This window comes from Sinorhizobium sp. 22678 (assembly GCF_052044265.1).
In the GTDB taxonomy this organism is placed as follows: domain Bacteria; phylum Pseudomonadota; class Alphaproteobacteria; order Rhizobiales; family Rhizobiaceae; genus Sinorhizobium; species Sinorhizobium meliloti_A.
Window position 1 is genome coordinate 159,009 of the sequence record NZ_JBQEMS010000001.1, and the last position, 16,446, is coordinate 175,454.

Annotated in this window: 20 protein-coding genes; 6 read left to right on the forward strand and 14 right to left on the reverse strand. The window is 62.3% G+C overall.

All coding sequences use genetic code 11. The annotated features are described in order from the left end of the window. Positions 1-76: 76 nt before the first annotated feature. Both ilvN and ACTJKL_RS00960 read right to left on the reverse strand, forming a co-directional pair. Complete coding sequence (gene ilvN / locus ACTJKL_RS00955) at positions 77-649, reverse strand: acetolactate synthase small subunit (protein WP_018095393.1); 573 nt, start codon at positions 647-649, stop codon at positions 77-79. Between the two features lie 21 nt (positions 650-670). Then, a complete protein-coding gene (locus ACTJKL_RS00960; RefSeq protein WP_018095394.1) occupies positions 671-2,449 on the reverse strand; it encodes an acetolactate synthase 3 large subunit in 1,779 nt (592 codons plus the stop codon). 347 nt (positions 2,450-2,796) lie between these two features. On the opposite strand from ACTJKL_RS00960, the gene ACTJKL_RS00965 reads away from it, so the two are divergent. The 3 genes from ACTJKL_RS00965 (at position 2,797) to ACTJKL_RS00975 (ending at position 5,779) form a co-directional block, all read left to right on the forward strand. Further along, positions 2,797-4,833, forward strand: a complete 2,037-nt coding sequence (locus tag ACTJKL_RS00965; RefSeq protein ID WP_440851954.1) for an ATP-binding protein — start codon at positions 2,797-2,799, stop codon at positions 4,831-4,833. Positions 4,834-4,945: 112 nt separating this feature from the next. Then, on the forward strand, positions 4,946-5,296 hold the full coding sequence (locus ACTJKL_RS00970) for a hypothetical protein (protein WP_100671651.1): 351 nt from the start codon (positions 4,946-4,948) through the stop codon (positions 5,294-5,296). A 42-nt stretch (positions 5,297-5,338) separates the two neighbouring features. Further along, on the forward strand, positions 5,339-5,779 hold the full coding sequence (locus ACTJKL_RS00975; RefSeq protein ID WP_100671652.1) for a DUF6841 family protein: 441 nt from the start codon (positions 5,339-5,341) through the stop codon (positions 5,777-5,779). A 64-nt stretch (positions 5,780-5,843) separates the two neighbouring features. Here ACTJKL_RS00975 and miaA read toward each other — a convergent pair whose 3' ends face one another. After that, complete coding sequence (miaA, locus tag ACTJKL_RS00980) at positions 5,844-6,755, reverse strand: tRNA (adenosine(37)-N6)-dimethylallyltransferase MiaA (RefSeq protein ID WP_440851955.1); 912 nt, start codon at positions 6,753-6,755, stop codon at positions 5,844-5,846. On the opposite strand from miaA, the gene serB reads away from it, so the two are divergent. Further along, on the forward strand, positions 6,754-7,641 hold the full coding sequence (serB, locus tag ACTJKL_RS00985) for a phosphoserine phosphatase SerB (RefSeq protein ID WP_275597684.1): 888 nt from the start codon (positions 6,754-6,756) through the stop codon (positions 7,639-7,641). The two genes, miaA and serB, sit on opposite strands and share 2 nt — an antisense overlap. Continuing rightward, the gene (locus tag ACTJKL_RS00990; RefSeq protein WP_440851956.1) at positions 7,638-8,213 is read left to right on the forward strand and encodes a GNAT family N-acetyltransferase; all 576 of its coding nucleotides are present in this window, start codon (positions 7,638-7,640) and stop codon (positions 8,211-8,213) included. Before serB ends, ACTJKL_RS00990 begins: the two co-directional genes overlap by 4 nt. Before the next feature lie 31 nt (positions 8,214-8,244). Here ACTJKL_RS00990 and ACTJKL_RS00995 read toward each other — a convergent pair whose 3' ends face one another. The 11 genes from ACTJKL_RS00995 to ACTJKL_RS01045 form a co-directional block, all read right to left on the reverse strand. Further along, positions 8,245-9,753: a Do family serine endopeptidase gene (locus ACTJKL_RS00995; RefSeq protein WP_100671656.1), complete on the reverse strand. Its 1,509-nt coding sequence runs from the start codon at positions 9,751-9,753 to the stop codon at positions 8,245-8,247. A 209-nt stretch (positions 9,754-9,962) separates the two neighbouring features. Continuing rightward, positions 9,963-10,349 (reverse strand): ACT domain-containing protein, encoded by a 387-nt coding sequence (locus ACTJKL_RS01000; protein ID WP_003534920.1) that lies wholly within the window; start codon positions 10,347-10,349, stop codon positions 9,963-9,965. 5 nt (positions 10,350-10,354) lie between these two features. After that, positions 10,355-10,540 (reverse strand): DUF2065 domain-containing protein, encoded by a 186-nt coding sequence (locus tag ACTJKL_RS01005; RefSeq protein ID WP_018095402.1) that lies wholly within the window; start codon positions 10,538-10,540, stop codon positions 10,355-10,357. A gap of 7 nt (positions 10,541-10,547) precedes the next feature. After that, positions 10,548-11,480 carry a protease modulator HflC gene (gene hflC, locus ACTJKL_RS01010; RefSeq protein ID WP_100671657.1) on the reverse strand — a complete coding sequence of 311 codons (933 nt, stop codon included), beginning with the start codon at positions 11,478-11,480 and terminating at the stop codon, positions 10,548-10,550. Beyond that, the gene (gene hflK, locus ACTJKL_RS01015) at positions 11,477-12,565 is read right to left on the reverse strand and encodes an FtsH protease activity modulator HflK (protein ID WP_100671658.1); all 1,089 of its coding nucleotides are present in this window, start codon (positions 12,563-12,565) and stop codon (positions 11,477-11,479) included. Before hflK ends, hflC begins: the two co-directional genes overlap by 4 nt. 193 nt (positions 12,566-12,758) lie before the next feature. Then, positions 12,759-13,322: a dihydrofolate reductase gene (locus ACTJKL_RS01020; protein ID WP_100671659.1), complete on the reverse strand. Its 564-nt coding sequence runs from the start codon at positions 13,320-13,322 to the stop codon at positions 12,759-12,761. Then, positions 13,315-13,920: a glutathione S-transferase gene (locus ACTJKL_RS01025; RefSeq protein WP_018095406.1), complete on the reverse strand. Its 606-nt coding sequence runs from the start codon at positions 13,918-13,920 to the stop codon at positions 13,315-13,317. The genes ACTJKL_RS01020 and ACTJKL_RS01025 overlap by 8 nt, the downstream gene beginning before the upstream one ends. Positions 13,921-13,982: 62 nt before the next feature. Then, complete coding sequence (locus ACTJKL_RS01030; RefSeq protein ID WP_440851957.1) at positions 13,983-14,777, reverse strand: thymidylate synthase; 795 nt, start codon at positions 14,775-14,777, stop codon at positions 13,983-13,985. Between the two features lie 160 nt (positions 14,778-14,937). Then, positions 14,938-15,156 (reverse strand): hypothetical protein, encoded by a 219-nt coding sequence (locus tag ACTJKL_RS01035; RefSeq protein WP_018095408.1) that lies wholly within the window; start codon positions 15,154-15,156, stop codon positions 14,938-14,940. Positions 15,157-15,200: 44 nt separating this feature from the next. Then, on the reverse strand, positions 15,201-15,443 hold the full coding sequence (locus ACTJKL_RS01040; protein ID WP_440851958.1) for a hypothetical protein: 243 nt from the start codon (positions 15,441-15,443) through the stop codon (positions 15,201-15,203). Positions 15,444-15,453: 10 nt separating this feature from the next. Next, positions 15,454-15,660, reverse strand: a complete 207-nt coding sequence (locus ACTJKL_RS01045) for a hypothetical protein (protein WP_018095410.1) — start codon at positions 15,658-15,660, stop codon at positions 15,454-15,456. A gap of 302 nt (positions 15,661-15,962) precedes the next feature. On the opposite strand from ACTJKL_RS01045, the gene ACTJKL_RS01050 reads away from it, so the two are divergent. Further along, positions 15,963-16,409: a DUF2267 domain-containing protein gene (locus ACTJKL_RS01050; RefSeq protein ID WP_100671662.1), complete on the forward strand. Its 447-nt coding sequence runs from the start codon at positions 15,963-15,965 to the stop codon at positions 16,407-16,409. Positions 16,410-16,446 lie beyond the last annotated feature (37 nt).

The following is a 16,446-nucleotide window of genomic DNA, read 5'->3' on the forward strand; positions in this document are numbered from 1 at the left end:
AAGGGTGCGGCAGGTGCAGCCCCTCCCACCTGTGGGGAGGCGCGCGCCCCCGAAGGGCGCGATCTTTCCCGCTTCTTTACATTCCCTGGGGCCCGCGGTTCATCGCGGCGATGCCGGTGCGGCAGACTTCGATCAGCCCGAGCGGCTTCATGATGGCGATGAACTGCTCGATCTTGGAAGGCTTGCCGGTGATTTCGAAGACGAAGTGATCGATGTTGGCGTCGATGACCGAGGCACGGAAGGCGTCGGCGAGCCTGAGCGCCTCCACCCGATGTTCCCCCGAGCCGTGTACCTTGACGAGCGCCAGTTCACGCTCGATCGGCCGCTCATGGCCCAGACCGGCGGCGCGGACCGTGAGATCTACGACCCGGTGCACCGGCACCAGACGTTCGAGCTGGTTCTTGATCTGCTCGAGCACGTGCGGCGTGCCGCGGGTCACGATGGTGATGCGCGAGAGATGAGCCTCGTGCTCCGTCTCGGAGACCGTCAGGCTCTCGATATTGTAGCCGCGGCCGGAGAAAAGGCCGATGACGCGGGCCAGCACGCCCGGCTCGTTATCGACCAGAACGGAAAGCGTGTGCGTTTCCGCAAGCTCCGTTTCCTTGGCGATGAAGTAGGCGGAGCCCGTCGCCTGAAGATGTGCATTCATTTTCCTGTTCCTACCTTGTCTTCAAACGAGCTGGCGGCCCTTGGCATCGATGGCGTTGGCGACCACCTCGTCCGTTGCCTCGTCGGGGAGCAGCATCTCGTTATGCGCCTTGCCCGAAGGGATCATCGGGAAGCAGTTGGCGAGATTGGCGACGCGGCAGTCGAAAATGACCGGGGCCGGTGTGTCGATCATCTGCCGGATCGCATCGTCGAGCTCTCCCGGCTTTTCGCAACGGATGCCGACGCCGCCATAGGCCTCGGCGAGCTTGACGAAGTCCGGCATCGCCTCGGTGTAGGAATGCGACAGCCGGTTGCCGTGCAGGAGCTGCTGCCACTGCCGGACCATGCCCATATATTGATTGTTCAGGATGAAGATCTTGACCGGCAGGCCGTACTGAACCGCGCACGACATCTCCTGGATACACATCTGGATCGAGGCGTCGCCGGCGATGTCGATGACGAGGCTCTCCGGATGCGCGACCTGGACGCCGACCGCGGCCGGGAATCCGTAGCCCATGGTGCCGAGGCCGCCCGAGGTCATCCAGCGGTTCGGCTCTTCGAAGCCGAAGAACTGCGCGGCCCACATCTGGTGCTGGCCGACTTCGGTGGTGATGTAGGTGTCGCGGTCCTTGGTGAGCTCGTACAGCCGCTGGATCGCATATTGCGGCATGATGACGTCGGCACTCGGCGTATAGGCCAGCGAGTTGCGCGCCCGCCACCTGGAGATCTCTTTCCACCAGTCGCCAAGCCGCGCCTGGTCGACCGTCTTGGCCGCAGCACGCCACAGGCGGATCATGTCCTCGAGCACAGCGGCGACGTCGCCGATGATCGGAACGTCGACGCGGACGTTCTTGTTGATGGAGGACGGGTCGATATCGATGTGGATCTTCTTCGAGTTGGGTGAGAAGGCATTGAGCCGGCCGGTGATCCGGTCGTCGAAGCGCGCGCCGATGCAGATCATGAGGTCGCAATCATGCATCGCCAGGTTGGCTTCGTAGGTCCCATGCATGCCGAGCATGCCGAGCCAGTTCTTGCCGGAGGCCGGATAGGCGCCGAGGCCCATCAGCGTCGACGTGATCGGGAAGCCGGTGAGCTCGACCAGCTCCCTCAGGAAATGTGCGGCTTGCGGCCCGGAATTGATGACGCCGCCGCCCGAATAGATGACCGGCTGGCGCGCCGTTTTCATGAGCGCGACCGCCTCCTCGATCCTCTTCAGGTCCCCTTGGGTCTTCGGCTGGTAGCTCTTCTGTGTCGGAACGGCCGAAGGCGGCGTATAGGTACCGGTTGCGAACTGGACGTCCTTCGGAATGTCGACGACGACCGGACCCGGACGGCCCGACTGAGCAACGCGGAAAGCCTCATGGATGACGCGGGCGAGCTCGTTGACGTCCCTGACCAGCCAGTTGTGCTTGGTGCAGGGCCGGGTGATGCCGATCGTGTCGCATTCCTGGAAGGCGTCCGAGCCGATCAGCGACGTCGGTACCTGCCCCGAAATGCAGACGAGCGGGATCGAGTCCATCAGCGCGTCCTGCAGCGGCGTGACCGCATTGGTTGCTCCCGGGCCCGAAGTCACGAGCATGACGCCGACCTTGCCGGTGGAGCGGGCATATCCTTCGGCCATATGGCCGGCGCCCTGCTCGTGGCGGACGAGAATGTGCTGGATATCCTCCTGCTGGAAAATCTCGTCGTAGATCGGGAGCACGGCACCGCCGGGATAGCCGAAGATGTGTTCGACGCCATTGTCTTTCAAAGCCTGGAGAACGATCTCCGCGCCCGTCATCTGGTTCTCAGTTCCGCTCATTGGCCTGCTTCCGTCCCTCGTTCAGGTTTGGGTGAATAACGTGTTTGAAGGCATAAAAAAAGGCCCCGTCAGGAGCCTCGTTCAGCGCATGGGTGGCTACCGCCGGATGGTTACACCATCCTGCCCATGCGCCGTCCCACCACAAGAATAACCGCGAAATTTTTCATGGGGCGATTTGTTAAACGGAAATTCCCCATCCGTCAACGGCTTTGGCGTGTCCCGATCGGCACGGCCTGCGAGCAACCAGTTATTAAACCGCAGCCGCTATCCTGGGACGCAGCAAGGAAAAGGCGCCGGATTCGGCGCGCATCCTGCTGCTGATTGGCGTTTTCGCCCGAGGTGCTGCGTTGCTCGAAAGTGGAAATCAATCGGCGCCTCGCGCCGCCGAGACGGATCGCCGCGATACGTTCAAGCCCGGCAATCGATTTCTCGGGCGGGTCGTCGCCTGCAACGGCTCGCGCGCCACGATCGCGGCGGTCGCCGAAAATGGCGAGACTTCGCTCACCGAGCTCTGGTCGGTCGGCAAGTTGGTTTCGATTTCCGTCGGCACCAACCGTGTCGTCGCACTCGTCTATTCGATGCAGACCGTTTCCGAGGGCTGGGGCGAAGAGGTCAACAATACTTTCCGCATCGAAGTGGAATTGATGGGCGAGGTTCATGTCGGTGCGGATGGGCGGGAAGAGTTTTCCGCCGGCATCAGCCGCTATCCCTATCTCGGAGCGATTGCCCACCGCATCCGCGTGAGCGATCTCGCCCGCATCTACGACTCCGGTCAATCGGACAGTTGCGTCATCGGCAAGCTGACGCAGGACGAAAGTCTCGACGCCACCATCCATGTGCCTTCCATGCTTGCCAAGCACTTTGCCATCGTCGGCACCACCGGCGTCGGCAAGTCGACCGCCGTGACACTGCTCCTGAACAAGGCGATCGCCGCCGACCCGAAGCTGCGTGTGCTGATCCTCGATCCGCACAACGAGTTCGCCGCCGCGTTTCCCGACCAGGCGGTGATAATCGACACGGATACGCTCGACCTCCCGTTCTGGTTCTTCCGGCTCGAGGAGTTGGCCGAGGTCATCTTTCGCGGACGCCCGCCGGTGCCGGACGAACTCGATATCCTGCGGGACGTCATCGCGGACGCGAAAAAAGCATTCAAGGGCGGCGAATCCGCCCTGATGCGGCGGCAGACGGAAAAGAGCTCGATCACCGCGGATACCCCCGTCCCATACCGCATTGCCGATCTTCTGGCGCTGATCGATGAGCGCATCGGTCGGCTGGAGGGACGCAACGACAAGCCGTACCTGCGCTCCCTCAAGGTCAGGATCGTCTCCGCAGTCAACGATCCGCGCTACCATTTCATGTTCTCGCAGAACACGATCACGGACACGATCGAGGACACGATTGCAAAGATCTTCCGCATTCCCGGCGACGGCAAGCCGATCGCCACCTTCGAGCTTGCCGGGATCCCATCGGAAGTCGTCAACTCCCTCGCCTCCGTGCTCTGCCGCATGGCCTTCGAGATAGGCCTCTGGGGCAATGGCGCCATTCATATGCTGGTCGTTTGCGAAGAGGCGCACCGCTATGTGCCGGCCGATCCGTCGCTCGGCTTTGTGCCGACACGCCAGGCTATTTCACGGATCGCCAAGGAGGGTCGCAAATACGGAGTCTCGCTCGGCATCATTACCCAGCGGCCGGGCGAGCTCGATCCGACGATCCTGTCGCAATGCTCGACGGTCTTCGCCATGCGGCTCGCCAACGATCGCGACCAGGAAATCATCCGTTCGGCGATCGCCAATTCGTCGATCTCCACCACCAGCTTCATTTCCTCGATCGGCAACGGCGAGGCGATCGCATTCGGCGAGGCGGTCGCAGTGCCGATGCGCATGCGCTTTGCCCGCGTCGACGATGCGCGGTTGCCCCGCGCCCACGGCATCACCGACAAGGTTGACGACGACGCGCCGCCCCTCGCCGACCTCCGTTCGATCATCAGCCGAATGCGTGCCGTCAACGGTCCCGACATATCGAGTTTCCAACAGAGCTATCTGGCGTCACAGACCAAGCAGGCGCCGGCGCTCGAGGACAATAACCGGAGCGGGAGAGGCACCGGGACCGAGATCGCGGACTCCCATTCGCGACGATACCCCGCATTCGAGCCCTATAGCCCCGACATGCTTCCCCGCCCGTCCGAGCCGGGAAACCAGGAGTTCGAACGCTTCAGCCGGATCCGCGAGCAGATCCTGTCCGGAGAGGCGGAACGGATGTCGGGCCGGCCCGCCGAGGCGCCCGGCCAACCGGATGCAGGCTTCGCCACGCCGGCACCGCGTCACGAGGGGTCGCTTCGCGAAAGCCTGCTCAGGCGACCACTCGGCAGCCTCATCCGCAAATAGAACGGAAGCGGAGGGTACGGTGCGTCCTGACCGCTCAACCTGCCCTGATTGCAATTTTGGATCCGGGGGCTCCTCTCAAGCGTTGAGGTGACGTCAAGGCGAGGAGACGATCATGGACGACACTGACGCATGGAGAAACGAGCGGCGCCTCTGGCTTGAGGGCTCCGATCCCTATCGCGAATTGCTGGACGAAGACTGCATCATGGCATTCCCTGCGCCGGTTGGTCTGCTGCGCGGACGATCGGTCATAATCCGAAGTCTCCAGGGAATTCCGCGGTGGGAACATCTCACGATCAGCGAGAAAGTCATGAGCCGGATCGGCGAGAACTTCATCGTGCTCGGCTATCTTGCGGAGGCGCGACGCGCGGAAGGTGGGCCTTATGCGGCGTGTTGTACCTCGACCTATCACGGCGTGGGAGCAGACTGGAAGCTTATTCAGCACCAGCACACGCCGGTTGATTGACGGCCCGCAAGCCTCCGCCTCCGTTGCGCGGAGCAAATTGGGATGAAAATCATGGAAGAGATTTTGACGCGCTTCTTCGAGCGCTACGAGAGCATGGCCAATCAGGTCCTTGCGGGGGCGCTTCCGGTCGGAAGTACGACCTCCGCCTTCGCCACGGACTTTATCGCCGCCTCGCCGGCCGGAGTCATGACGGGAAAAAACGACGAGACCCTGACGGCTTCGATGGAAAAGGGTTATGCCCGCTATCGTGCTATCGGCACCAGGGAATTGAAGATCCGCAAAACCACGGTAACGCCGATCGATGCGCTGCATTTTCTCGTAAGGGTCGATTGGCGCTCCGTCTTCGACGCCGAGGAACAGCCGAATGTCACCATCGATTTCGAGGTTCATTACCTCGTTCAGCTGCGTGGCGGCGAGCCGAAGATTTTCGGTTGGATCAGCGGCGACGAGGAGGCGGTATTAAAGGAGCACGGCATCGACTGACGCTTCTGATGCCGCTTCAGACAGCAGCATAATGCTCAAGGAGCCTCAGCCCTGTGCTCGTTGTTCAGTCTAAGGCATCCGGACCGTCGATACGCTGCCAGGTCTCGTCAAGCTGATTGCGAAACCAGGTCATCTGACGCTTGGCATATTGGCGCGTTGCCGCCGCGCCGGCCTCGATCACCTGCGCCTCGCTCATCTCGCCTTTCAGCATCGCGGCGATCTGTGGGACGCCGATCGCCTTCATCACCGACATCTCCGGAGGAAGGCGAAGCGCGAGAAGCGCGCGCACCTCCTCGACGGCGCCTCTCGCAAGCATCGTCTCGAAGCGTCGATCGATACGGCCATGAAGAAGCCGCCGCTCCGGCAATACGACGATCTTCTGCGCTCGCGCCGGGTCGATGTTCACCGGCCCACGGCTCTGCTGGTAAGATCCTATCGGCCTTCCCGTGGCCTCGATTACCTCCAGCGCGCGCACGATACGCTGCCCATCGCCGGGTTGCACGCGCGCCGCCGTCTCCGGATCGCGCTCGGAAAGTTCACCGTGCAGCGCCTCGGCGCCTTCCTCCGTCAGGCGCGCACGCAGGCGCTGGCGGATCGCCGGCGGAATCTCGGGCATATCCGATAGCCCTCCGATCAGCGCTTTGAAATAGAGGCCCGTGCCACCGACGAAGACCGGCAGCCGCCCTTCCTTCCTCAGCCGCGCCACGAGCGCTTCCGCTTCGCGGAGCCACACGCCGGTGGAATAGGCCCGGCCCGGGGGGACATGACCGTAGAGGAAATGCTCGACGCCCCCCATCTCGCTTTCATCCGGCCGCGCGGTCAGGACTTTCAGTGTGCCGTAAACCTGCATGCTGTCCGCATTGATCACGACGCCGCCGTGTCTTTGCGCGAGCTTCACCGCGAGCGCGGACTTGCCGCTGGCGGTCGGCCCGGTTATCAGGATCGCGTCGATGTCTTTCGCAAGGTTTTGCATCATGGCTCTCGTTGCCACGCTTATCGCCAATCCGTCAAATCCCGTTCTGTCGCCAGCACGCGCGGAAGCGGCAGCGGAAAGCCTCGACGCGTCCGGGCTCTATTGGCTCGCGGACGGTATTGCCTGCGACATCGTGTTGAGGGATGGCGCCGAGGCCGGCGAAGCGGAAGCTCGGCTGCGCCAGGCGGTCGCCGGCGCCGCGATCGACGTCGCCGTGCAAGATGCCGAAAGCCGCCGCAAGCGATTTCTGATTGCCGACATGGACTCCACCATGATCGGGCAGGAATGCATCGACGAGCTGGCCGCGGAAGTCGGCTTGAAGGAAAAGGTCGCGGCAATCACCGCGCGCGCCATGAACGGCGAGATCGCTTTCGAGCCGGCACTCGTCGAAAGAGTGGCGCTTCTCCAGGGCCTGCCCGTTACCGTCGTCGCGGAGGTCATCGCCACGCGTATCACATTGACGCCGGGTGGCCGCGAACTGATTGCTACGATGAAGGCGAAGGGACATTACAGCGCCCTCGTCTCCGGCGGCTTCACCGTATTTACCGGCCCTATCGCAGAGAAGCTCGGATTCGACGAAAACCGTGCCAACATTCTCGTTGAAGAGAACGGCAAGCTGACCGGCGACGTTGCCCGGCCGATCCTCGGCAAGCAGGCCAAGGTCGACGCGCTCATCGACATTTCTGAACGGCTCGGCATCACGCCGGCGGACGTCATCGCCGTCGGCGACGGTGCCAATGATCTCGGAATGCTGCAGCTTGCCGGCACTGGAGTGGCGCTCCACGCTAAGCCCGTCGTTGCCGAACAGGCGAAGATCCGCATCGACCATGGCGACCTCACCGCCCTGCTCTATCTCCAGGGATACCGCAAGACGGATTTCGTGACGTGATCATTCTAGAGACCGAGCGGCTCAGGCTCCGTGCCTGGGCCGAGACCGACCGCGAACTCTTTGCCGAGATCAACAACGATCCCACGGTCATGGAGTTCTTCCCGTTCCGCCGCACCCGCGCGGAGGCCGACGCGCTTTTCGACCGCAACAACCGCAACATCTTCGAAACCGGCTTCGGCTTCTTCGCGCTCGCGCTCCGTGAGAACGACGCACCGGTCGGCTTCTGCGGACTTGCACGCACCGATCTCGAACCGCACCTGCCCGACGGCACCGTCGAGATCGGTTGGCGCCTGGCTCTCCGCCATTGGGGAAAGGGCTACGTGACGGACGCAGCCCGGGCGCTTCTCGATTATGGATTCGGCGAGAGGAAGCTTAGGGAGATCGTTGCCATCGCCGTTCCGGCCAACACGCGCTCCACCGCCGTGATGAAGCGGATCGGCATGCGCCCCGATTCCATGCGCGACTTCGATCATTCCGGCGTCCCGGACACGCATCCGCATCTCAAACGCCACGTCCTTTACGCAATAACCGCGGAAGAATGGCGGCGGGATGGCCTTGCCGCGAAGCGGTAGCACCCCGTCGCCACGGCCGAGAGCGCGCGCTCTATTCCATCCGCACCGTCACGAAACGCAGTTCGCCGGTCTTGTTCGCGATCATCAGCAAGGCGTTGCGGCGCCCGTCGGCCTTCAGTTCGGTGACGCGTGAGGTGACATCCTCCGGCGTTTCCATCGCTTCCTGACCGAGTTCGACGATCACCTCGCCCGGCTCCACCCGACGCTCGGCAGCGGGCGAATTGGGTTGCACCTCGGTGATCACGACGCCTTTGACGCTTTCGACAATGCCGAAACTCTGGCGGCGGTCGGCGTCGAGCTCGGCAAGCTTCATTCCGAGCACGGTGTCGCTTGCAGGCAGTTGCGCGGCCGGCGGCTCGCCGGGCTTCGCCTCACCGCCATTCGGCAGCACTTCGCCCGGTTTCGCATTGGCGAGCTGCTCGCCATCCTCCAGCCGGCCGAGCGTCACGCGAGCGGTCTGCTCCTTGCCGTCGCGGATAATGACCACATCGACCGCCTTGCCGACCGGGCTCTCGCCGACCGTGCGCATGAGATCGCGAATTTCCGCGATATCCGTTCCGTCGAAGCGGATGATGATGTCGCCCGGCTTGATCTCGCCCTTGGTGATCGGACCGCCCTCGATGATGCCCGAAACGAGCGCGCCGCGTGGCAGCTCCATCTTCAGGCTCTCGGCGATATCGTCGGTGACGGGCTGGATCCGTACACCGAGCCAGCCACGGCGCGTCTCGCCGAATTCCCTGAGCTGGTTGACGACGTTCACCGCAAGCTCCGCCGGCACGGCAAAGCCGATACCGACCGACATGCCGGTCTGCGAAAGGATCGCCGTATTGATGCCGACGACCTCACCCTGCATGTTGAAAAGCGGACCGCCCGAATTGCCGCGGTTGATCGCCGCATCGGTCTGGATGAAACTGTCGTAGGGTCCGGCATTGATATTGCGGCCGCGTGCGGAGACGACACCCACGGATACGGATACGCCCAGGCCGAACGGATTGCCGACGACCATCACCCAATCGCCGATCCTGATCTTTCGCGAGTCGCCGAAGGAGACGGCCTTGAGCGGCTTCTTCGGTTCGACCTTCAGGAGGGCGAGGTCGGTTTTCGTATCCATGCCGACAAGCTTCGCCTTAAGCTTCGATCCATCGGAGAAATTGATCTCGATATCGTCGGCATCCTGGATGACGTGGTTGTTGGTGACTATGTAGCCGGCCGGATCGATGATGAATCCGGAACCGAGCGAGTTGACCGTGCGCGGCCGGCCGCCCTCGCCGCCCTGTCCTTTGAAAAACTCGTCGAAGAACTCCTGATGCGGCGATCCTTCCGGCACCTGCGGCATCGGCGCATTGTCGTCGCTCTTGACGTTCTGCGAAATCGAGATGTTGACGACGGCGTCGAGCAGTCCCTCGGCGAGATCGGCAACGGACGGCGGGCCGGCCGGAGGCCGGGACGTGGCCGTCTGGGCCAGCGTCGCATTGGTGAATATGAGTGCCGTCGCAGCCGCCAGCACCAGGCCGCGGAAGAATTCGGGTCGTTTCGACAAGTCGCTAGGCTCCTATCATTTCCCTTACATAACGCCGGCCCCCGGTCGTCCGGCAAGGATGATGCATGAACATCGCTCGGCTGCAACGAACTACAGCGCAGCGCGACCCGATCGAGACGCGCATCACGCGAACCTTCTCTTGAAGATACGGCGGAATTCCGAAGCGTCCAAACACGATTTCCTGATCCGGGCAGCGAACCGGCGGTGCCTCAGATGGTTATTTCGTGCCCGTGCTCTTTCAGAGCCTCCACGGCCTGCTCGAGATTGGACCCGGCGACGAAGACGTAATCGGTGCTGAAGGTCGAATTGGCGAAGACGCCGACACCTGCCTCCGACAGCGGTCGCAGCACCGACGATAGAACGCCTGGCACGTCGAAACTGAAGTGCTGCTCGATGCGGAAGCAGCGCCAGCCGAGCGAACTCTGCACGCTCGATGGGACACGGGCGGCACGACAGACGAGCGTCATTTCCTCGCGGGAACTGGAAACCGTCCAGAACCCCGGGCCCGGCAGCCACTCCGGAATCGCGGATCCGACGTTCAAACGGGTAATGGCATATTCGGCATCGACCAGCCGGATGAGCAATTTATGTGGCATTCGCATTATCCTCGAAGCAACCATACGAGCCCGACGCCGACGGCCACCGAAGTCAATCCGGCCAATCGGAGCTGATGTTCAGGGACATACGGCAATCGCCTCGCCAGTTCCACCAAAACCAAAGGGGCCAGTGCGTACACCAGCCCCTCGATGATCAGGAAAAAAGCCAGACCGGTCAGAAAGTCGGACATCGTCCGCTCAATCTGCGGTGGTCGGCGCCGCCAGGCCCGGGCTCGGTGGCGGTTGGTCCGCACCGTCCGCACTGTTGAAATAACGGAAGAATTCCGAATGCGGCGACAGCACGATGGTTGTGTCCGGGCTGCCGATCGACTGCGCATAGGCAGCCATCGACCGGTAGAACTCGAAGAAGCCCGGATCGCGCTGGAATGCGTCGGCAAATATCTGCGTCCGCTCCGCTTCGCCCTCACCGCGCAGGATTTCCGAATCACGCTGCGCTTCGGCGACGATCTCGACCACTTGACGATCGGCAATCGCGCGGCGTCGCTGGCCTTCCTCGTTGCCCCGGGCACGGATCAGTTCGGCTTCGGCCAGACGTTCCGCCTTCATCCGATCGTAGGTCTGCTGCGAGACTTCCTGGGTCAGGTCCGTGCGGCGGATGCGCACGTCCTCGATATTGAGACCAAGCGACTCGGCATCCGCGCTGAGGTCCGTACGGACCTCACGCATCATCGATGCGCGCTCGTCGGAAAGCGCCGCCTCGAATCCCCTCAGACCGTAGACCCGGCGCAGCGACGCATCGAGGCGCGTCCTAAGCCGGGACTCCGCAGATTCCCGGTCTCCGGAAACCGTCTGCCGGAAGCGGCGGGGGTCGGCGATCTTGTAGACGACGAATGCATCCACCTCGTAGAATTTGCCGCCGGAGACCTGCACGCGGATATTGTCGAGGTCGAAACGGAGTGCCTGGTCTTCGACATACTGGACGCGATCGGCGTCCATGAAGCCGAATGGAAGCTTGAAATAAAGACCCGGTTCGCTCTTCACCTCCCGGATCTGACCGAAGCGAACGACGATCGCCTGCTGGCGCTCGTTCACGACGAAGACCGAGGAATAGACGACGAACAGGACGGCGGCGAGGACGATCAGGATTATTGAACTGCGATTATTGATCATTGGTTTCCTCCCGACTGAACGGGCCTGCCGATTTCGTTGAGCGGCAGGTAGGGCAGCACGCCCTGGCCGTTCTTTTCGTCCAGGATGACCTTCTTGGACTTGCCGAGAACGCCTTGCAGCGTTTCGATGTAAAGCCGCTTGCGCGTGACCTCGGGGGCCTTGGAATATTCGTCGTAGACCGAGATGAAGCGCTGAGCCTCACCCTGAGCTTCCTTGACGACGCGGTCCTTGTAGGCGGCCGCCTCTTCGCGGATCTGGGCGCCCTGGCCGCGAGCCCTGCCGAGCACCTGGTTGGCGTACTGGTTCGCCTCCTCCACGAAGCGGTCCTCATCCTGTTCGGCGCGCTGCACTTCGTCGAAGGCATCGGCCACCTCACGCGGCGGTGCGGCATCCTCGATCGCTACGGTATTCACCGATATGCCGGCGCCGTAAGCATCCATCGTCGCCTGGATCGTGTTCTTCACGTCCGCGGCGATCGCCTGGCGGTTGTCGCGGAAGATATCCTGGGCCGGACGGCGGCCGACGACCTCGCGCATTGCGCTTTCGGCCACCTGCTGCAGCGTGTCGGCCGGGTTCTCGACATTGAAGAGATAGGCCTTCGGATCGGTAACCGAGAACAGCACCGAGAACTGCACGTTGACGATGTTCTGATCGCCGCTGAGCATCAGGCCGGCATTCGACTGGCCCGTGCGGCCGCCGATATTCTGCTGCTGCTCCGTCACCTTGACGATCTCGACGGTTTCGAGCGGCCAGAAGTGATAGTGCAGGCCCGGCATGGAGATTTCTTCCTTCGGCTTGCCGAAGCGCATCTCGACGCCGCGTTCATCCGGCTGAACGGTATAGATGGAATTCAGCAGAACGAAGCCGAGGACCAACAGGCCTACGATGACGAAGATCCCGCCGTTGAAGCCTCCCGGCACCACGTTTTTCAACTGATCCTGGCCACGCCGGATGATCTCTTCCAGATCCGGCGGACCGCCTCTTCCGCCGCGTGGCCGGTTGGGCCCCTGGCCCCATGGCCCCTGATTGCCGCCGCCGCCGCCCCACGGGCCGCCGCCGCCGCCATTCTGATTGCTCCAGGGCATCAAATCCTCACTTCCAAGAAACTCTGTCGCTGAACGCCCCGCAGGCATTGCGGCCGGTCACGATGTGAACCCGTTATAGGTATCATGTGCATTGCTTTCAACGCGATACGGCCGAGTTCACCGTAAATGCGTTAAAATTGTTCACCGCTGCGCCGCAGCGATAGGCAAGTGCGTGGATAAGCACCGAGACCGCTCAGGCTCCGGCACCTTCTGGCGGCGACGTGCGGCGGCGCCAGGTCACGAAGTGCATCGCGTGGCTGTCTTTTTCGCCGCGCGGAAGGTCTTCCTCCAGCACCTTTTCGAAAATCGACGGGTCGATAGAAGGGAAGCGTGTATCGCCATCCACCTCCGCCTGCACTTCGGTCACGTGCAGCACATCGGCCATGCCGATCGACTGACGGTAGATCTCGCCGCCACCAATAATGCAAATCTCGTCGGCCCCGACCGCGGCCGCCCGCTCCCGCGCGATCGTGAGCGCCACTTCCAGCGACGGCGCCACCTCCGCGCCGGGAGCCTCGAAATCGGGGTTGCGGCTGATGACGATGTTCGGCCTGCCGGGCAAGGGTCGCCCGAGCGAGGCCCAGGTCTTACGTCCCATGACGACCGGCTTGCCGATCGTCAGCGCCTTGAAGCGCTTGAGATCGGTCGAAAGCCGCCAGGGCAGATCGCCCTCGCGGCCGATGACTCCATTCGCTGCGACAGCGACGACGAAAACGATCTTCGGTCGGGTGGTCACCTTCTGCTCCGCCTCAGTCATGAAAGCCACTCGGCTTGCTGTCGATTTCACGCGCGCGAACCAGCGCCGCCCGGTCCGTGACGACGCGAATATAGCGATCTATCACGTCGCTTTCCGGCAGGATCTTGCGCATCCACTGCAATGCGCTTGCGAGCAACAGATCGGCCGCGCTCATCGATTCGCCAAGGAGATAGGTGTGCCGCGTAAGCGCGTCGATCACATGCGCACACATTTCGGTGTATAGCCTCGCGAGCCCCGGATTGTTCACCGTCACTCCGGATATATGAGCGAGAGCGGTCGGCTCGATGACACCGGCATAGTAGGCGAGCCACGACAGATAGGCGCCGCGCTCGCGATGGCCGGGCGGCCGGCTCAGGCTGCAATCGGGATAGAGATCCGTCAGATATTGCACGACCGCGACCGACTCCCAGATCAATGTCCCGTCGTGGAGGAGTGCCGGCACCTGCTTGTGCGGATGCGGATTGTTTTCGTCCGGGCCGCCGGATCCGTCCCAACGGCGGATATCGACATAACGGATGTCGTAGTCGGCACCGAGTTCTTCGAGCAGCCAGATGATGCGCGATGAGCGCGACAAAGGCGCGTGGATCAGCGTCAGCATGGAAACCTCCCATTGGGGCACCACCGGGAAACGCGGGAGCCGGCTTTGCCCGGAGTGCTTAGCTAGACCGCGACCGGCGCCTTGATATGTGAATCGGCTTCGTAGCCGACGAGCTCAAAGTCTTCGAATCTAAACGAAAATATATCCTTCACCGCCGGATTTAGTTCCATTTTCGGCAGCGGCTTCGGCGTTCTCGTCAGTTGCAGCTGCGCCTGTTCGAAGTGGTTGCGGTAGATATGTGCGTCACCCAGCGTATGAACGAAATCGCCGGCTTCGAGTCCTGTCACCTGCGCCACCATCATCGTCAGCAGAGCGTAGGAAGCGATATTGAAGGGTACGCCGAGAAAGATATCGCCCGAGCGCTGGTAGAGCTGGCAGGAGAGCTTCCCGTCCGCCACGTAGAACTGGAACAGGCAGTGGCATGGCGGGAGCGCCATTTCGTCCACAAGCGCCGGGTTCCAGGCCGAAACGATGTGGCGGCGGGAATTCGGATTGGTCTTCAGGCCTTCGACGAGCGCCGCGATCTGATCGATATGTCCGCCGCCGGGCGTCGGCCAGGAGCGCCATTGATAGCCGTAGACCGGTCCGAGCTCGCCGTTTTCGTCCGCCCATTCGTCCCAGATGCTCACCCCGTTTTCCTTGAGATAGGCGACGTTCGTGTCGCCCCTGAGGAACCAGAGAAGCTCGTGAATGATCGAGCGCAGATGCAGCTTCTTGGTGGTCAGCACCGGAAAACCCTGCGACAGGTCGAAGCGCATCTGATAGCCGAAAACGGAGCGCGTGCCCGTACCCGTACGGTCGCCCCGGTCGGTTCCCGTTGTGATCACATGTTCGAGGAGATCGAGATATTGTCGCATGCTTTTCCGCCGACGATTCGTTCGTAGCGTCGAAAATAGAACGAACCGCCGCGCGAACCAATGGTGGAAAGGTGTTTTCCCGCACTTCGCGTCGCCATGCACGACCGTCCGTCGGTCGGGCCAACCAGCCCCAAGACCTCCGGCATACGCGCCCGGCGGTTCATTTCGACGGGCGTCGGTTTGCGGCGTGGTCCTGATACTGCTCGTTCCTTACCGCCCTCTCGTCGAGGCCGCGCGAGTCGGAATGCTGGGCCTTGTCCCTGTTCGACAGGACGTCGTTTTCGCCGAGGATGCCTTCCTTCAGTTCGGTTTTCGCACCGCTACCGTCGCCCTTGCCCTTGTCGGGCTTTCCCATGTTCTTCTTGCTGGCGTGAGCCATCGCAGTCTCCTTTCAGCTATTCTCGGAAATGCCGGCCAGTTCCATCAGTCGCCGGCGCCCTTGTGATGCCTGCTCTCCTGATTTTTCCCACGCAGAATGCTGCGATCGTCCGCCTCGCGGGCATCGCCATGCTCGGTGCTCAGATCCTGTCCCTTGCGTTGCGCCTTTCTCAAAGCGTCGGAACGGTGCAGATCCGCGTCGGCATTGAAGTCCTTGTCTGCGTTGGAGGTGTTCTCGCGGCCCTGCAGCACGCGCTTCTGCTGCTCTTGCGTCTTTCTGCCGACCATTGCCTTGCTCCTATTTGTTGCTGCGACCGCGCTGGTCCGGATTTGCGCCGCCTTGCGCGGTCGTGTCGTTCGCGACATCTCCTTCAATAGTGTTGCCGCGTTTCAGGGCTTCGTAGTCCGACGGTCCACCAATGCCCTTCGTGCGTCCGATCCCGGGATCCTGCTTCAGGTCCTTGTCGCTCGGGCGGCGTGTCTTCGGATGTTTGGACGATGTCATCGGCCTTCCTCCTGCTCTGCGACTTGTCCCGGGGCGCCCCTCGTTCACTTCCTCGGTTAACCGCACTGAACCGTGAATGTTCCGCAATCGCGGCCCCGTTCGGCAGTACGAGGCGGAGCAGTATTTATCGGCAGCGGCGAAACAATCGCGGCGTATGGCTGTTAGGCCAATCTACAGCGCCGCGTTCTTGGCGGGACGCGAAATTCTGCATGTTCACGCCTGAACGGGCTCTGACCGCCTGAACCGGTTCCCGCCAAAGAGACATGCAGTTGCGCTTCAGCCATCAAGCAAGGGAGGTGACGATGAGCGCCACAGGTCTCGACGTCTTCGAGAAGACACTGCAAACGACCCATATCTGGCTCGGCGAGATCATGGAACAACACGGTCCCGACCGGAAAGTCGCCTGGCACATCCTGTCAGTTGTGCTGCGGGTCCTGCGGGACCGGCTTCCTCCGGAAATCGCGGCCCATCTCGGCGCGGAACTTCCGCTGATCGTACGAGGCGCCTACTACGATCAATACCGGCCGAACCACCCACCGGACAAGGGCACTCGTTCGCTCGACGAATTTCTCGCCCGGATCGCGGAGGGTATGAAGGATACGCGACCGGTCAATCCGGCCGACGCGGCGCGTAGCGTATTTCGGGTCCTGGCGCGGCATGTCGACCTTGGCCAGACTGCAAAGGTACGCGACGCCTTGCCCAAAGAAATTCAGTCGCTGTGGCCCGACAGCATCGGCGCCCGCGAATAGCGCAAACGGGGGCGAATAAAAGAGATCGGCGCCGGGT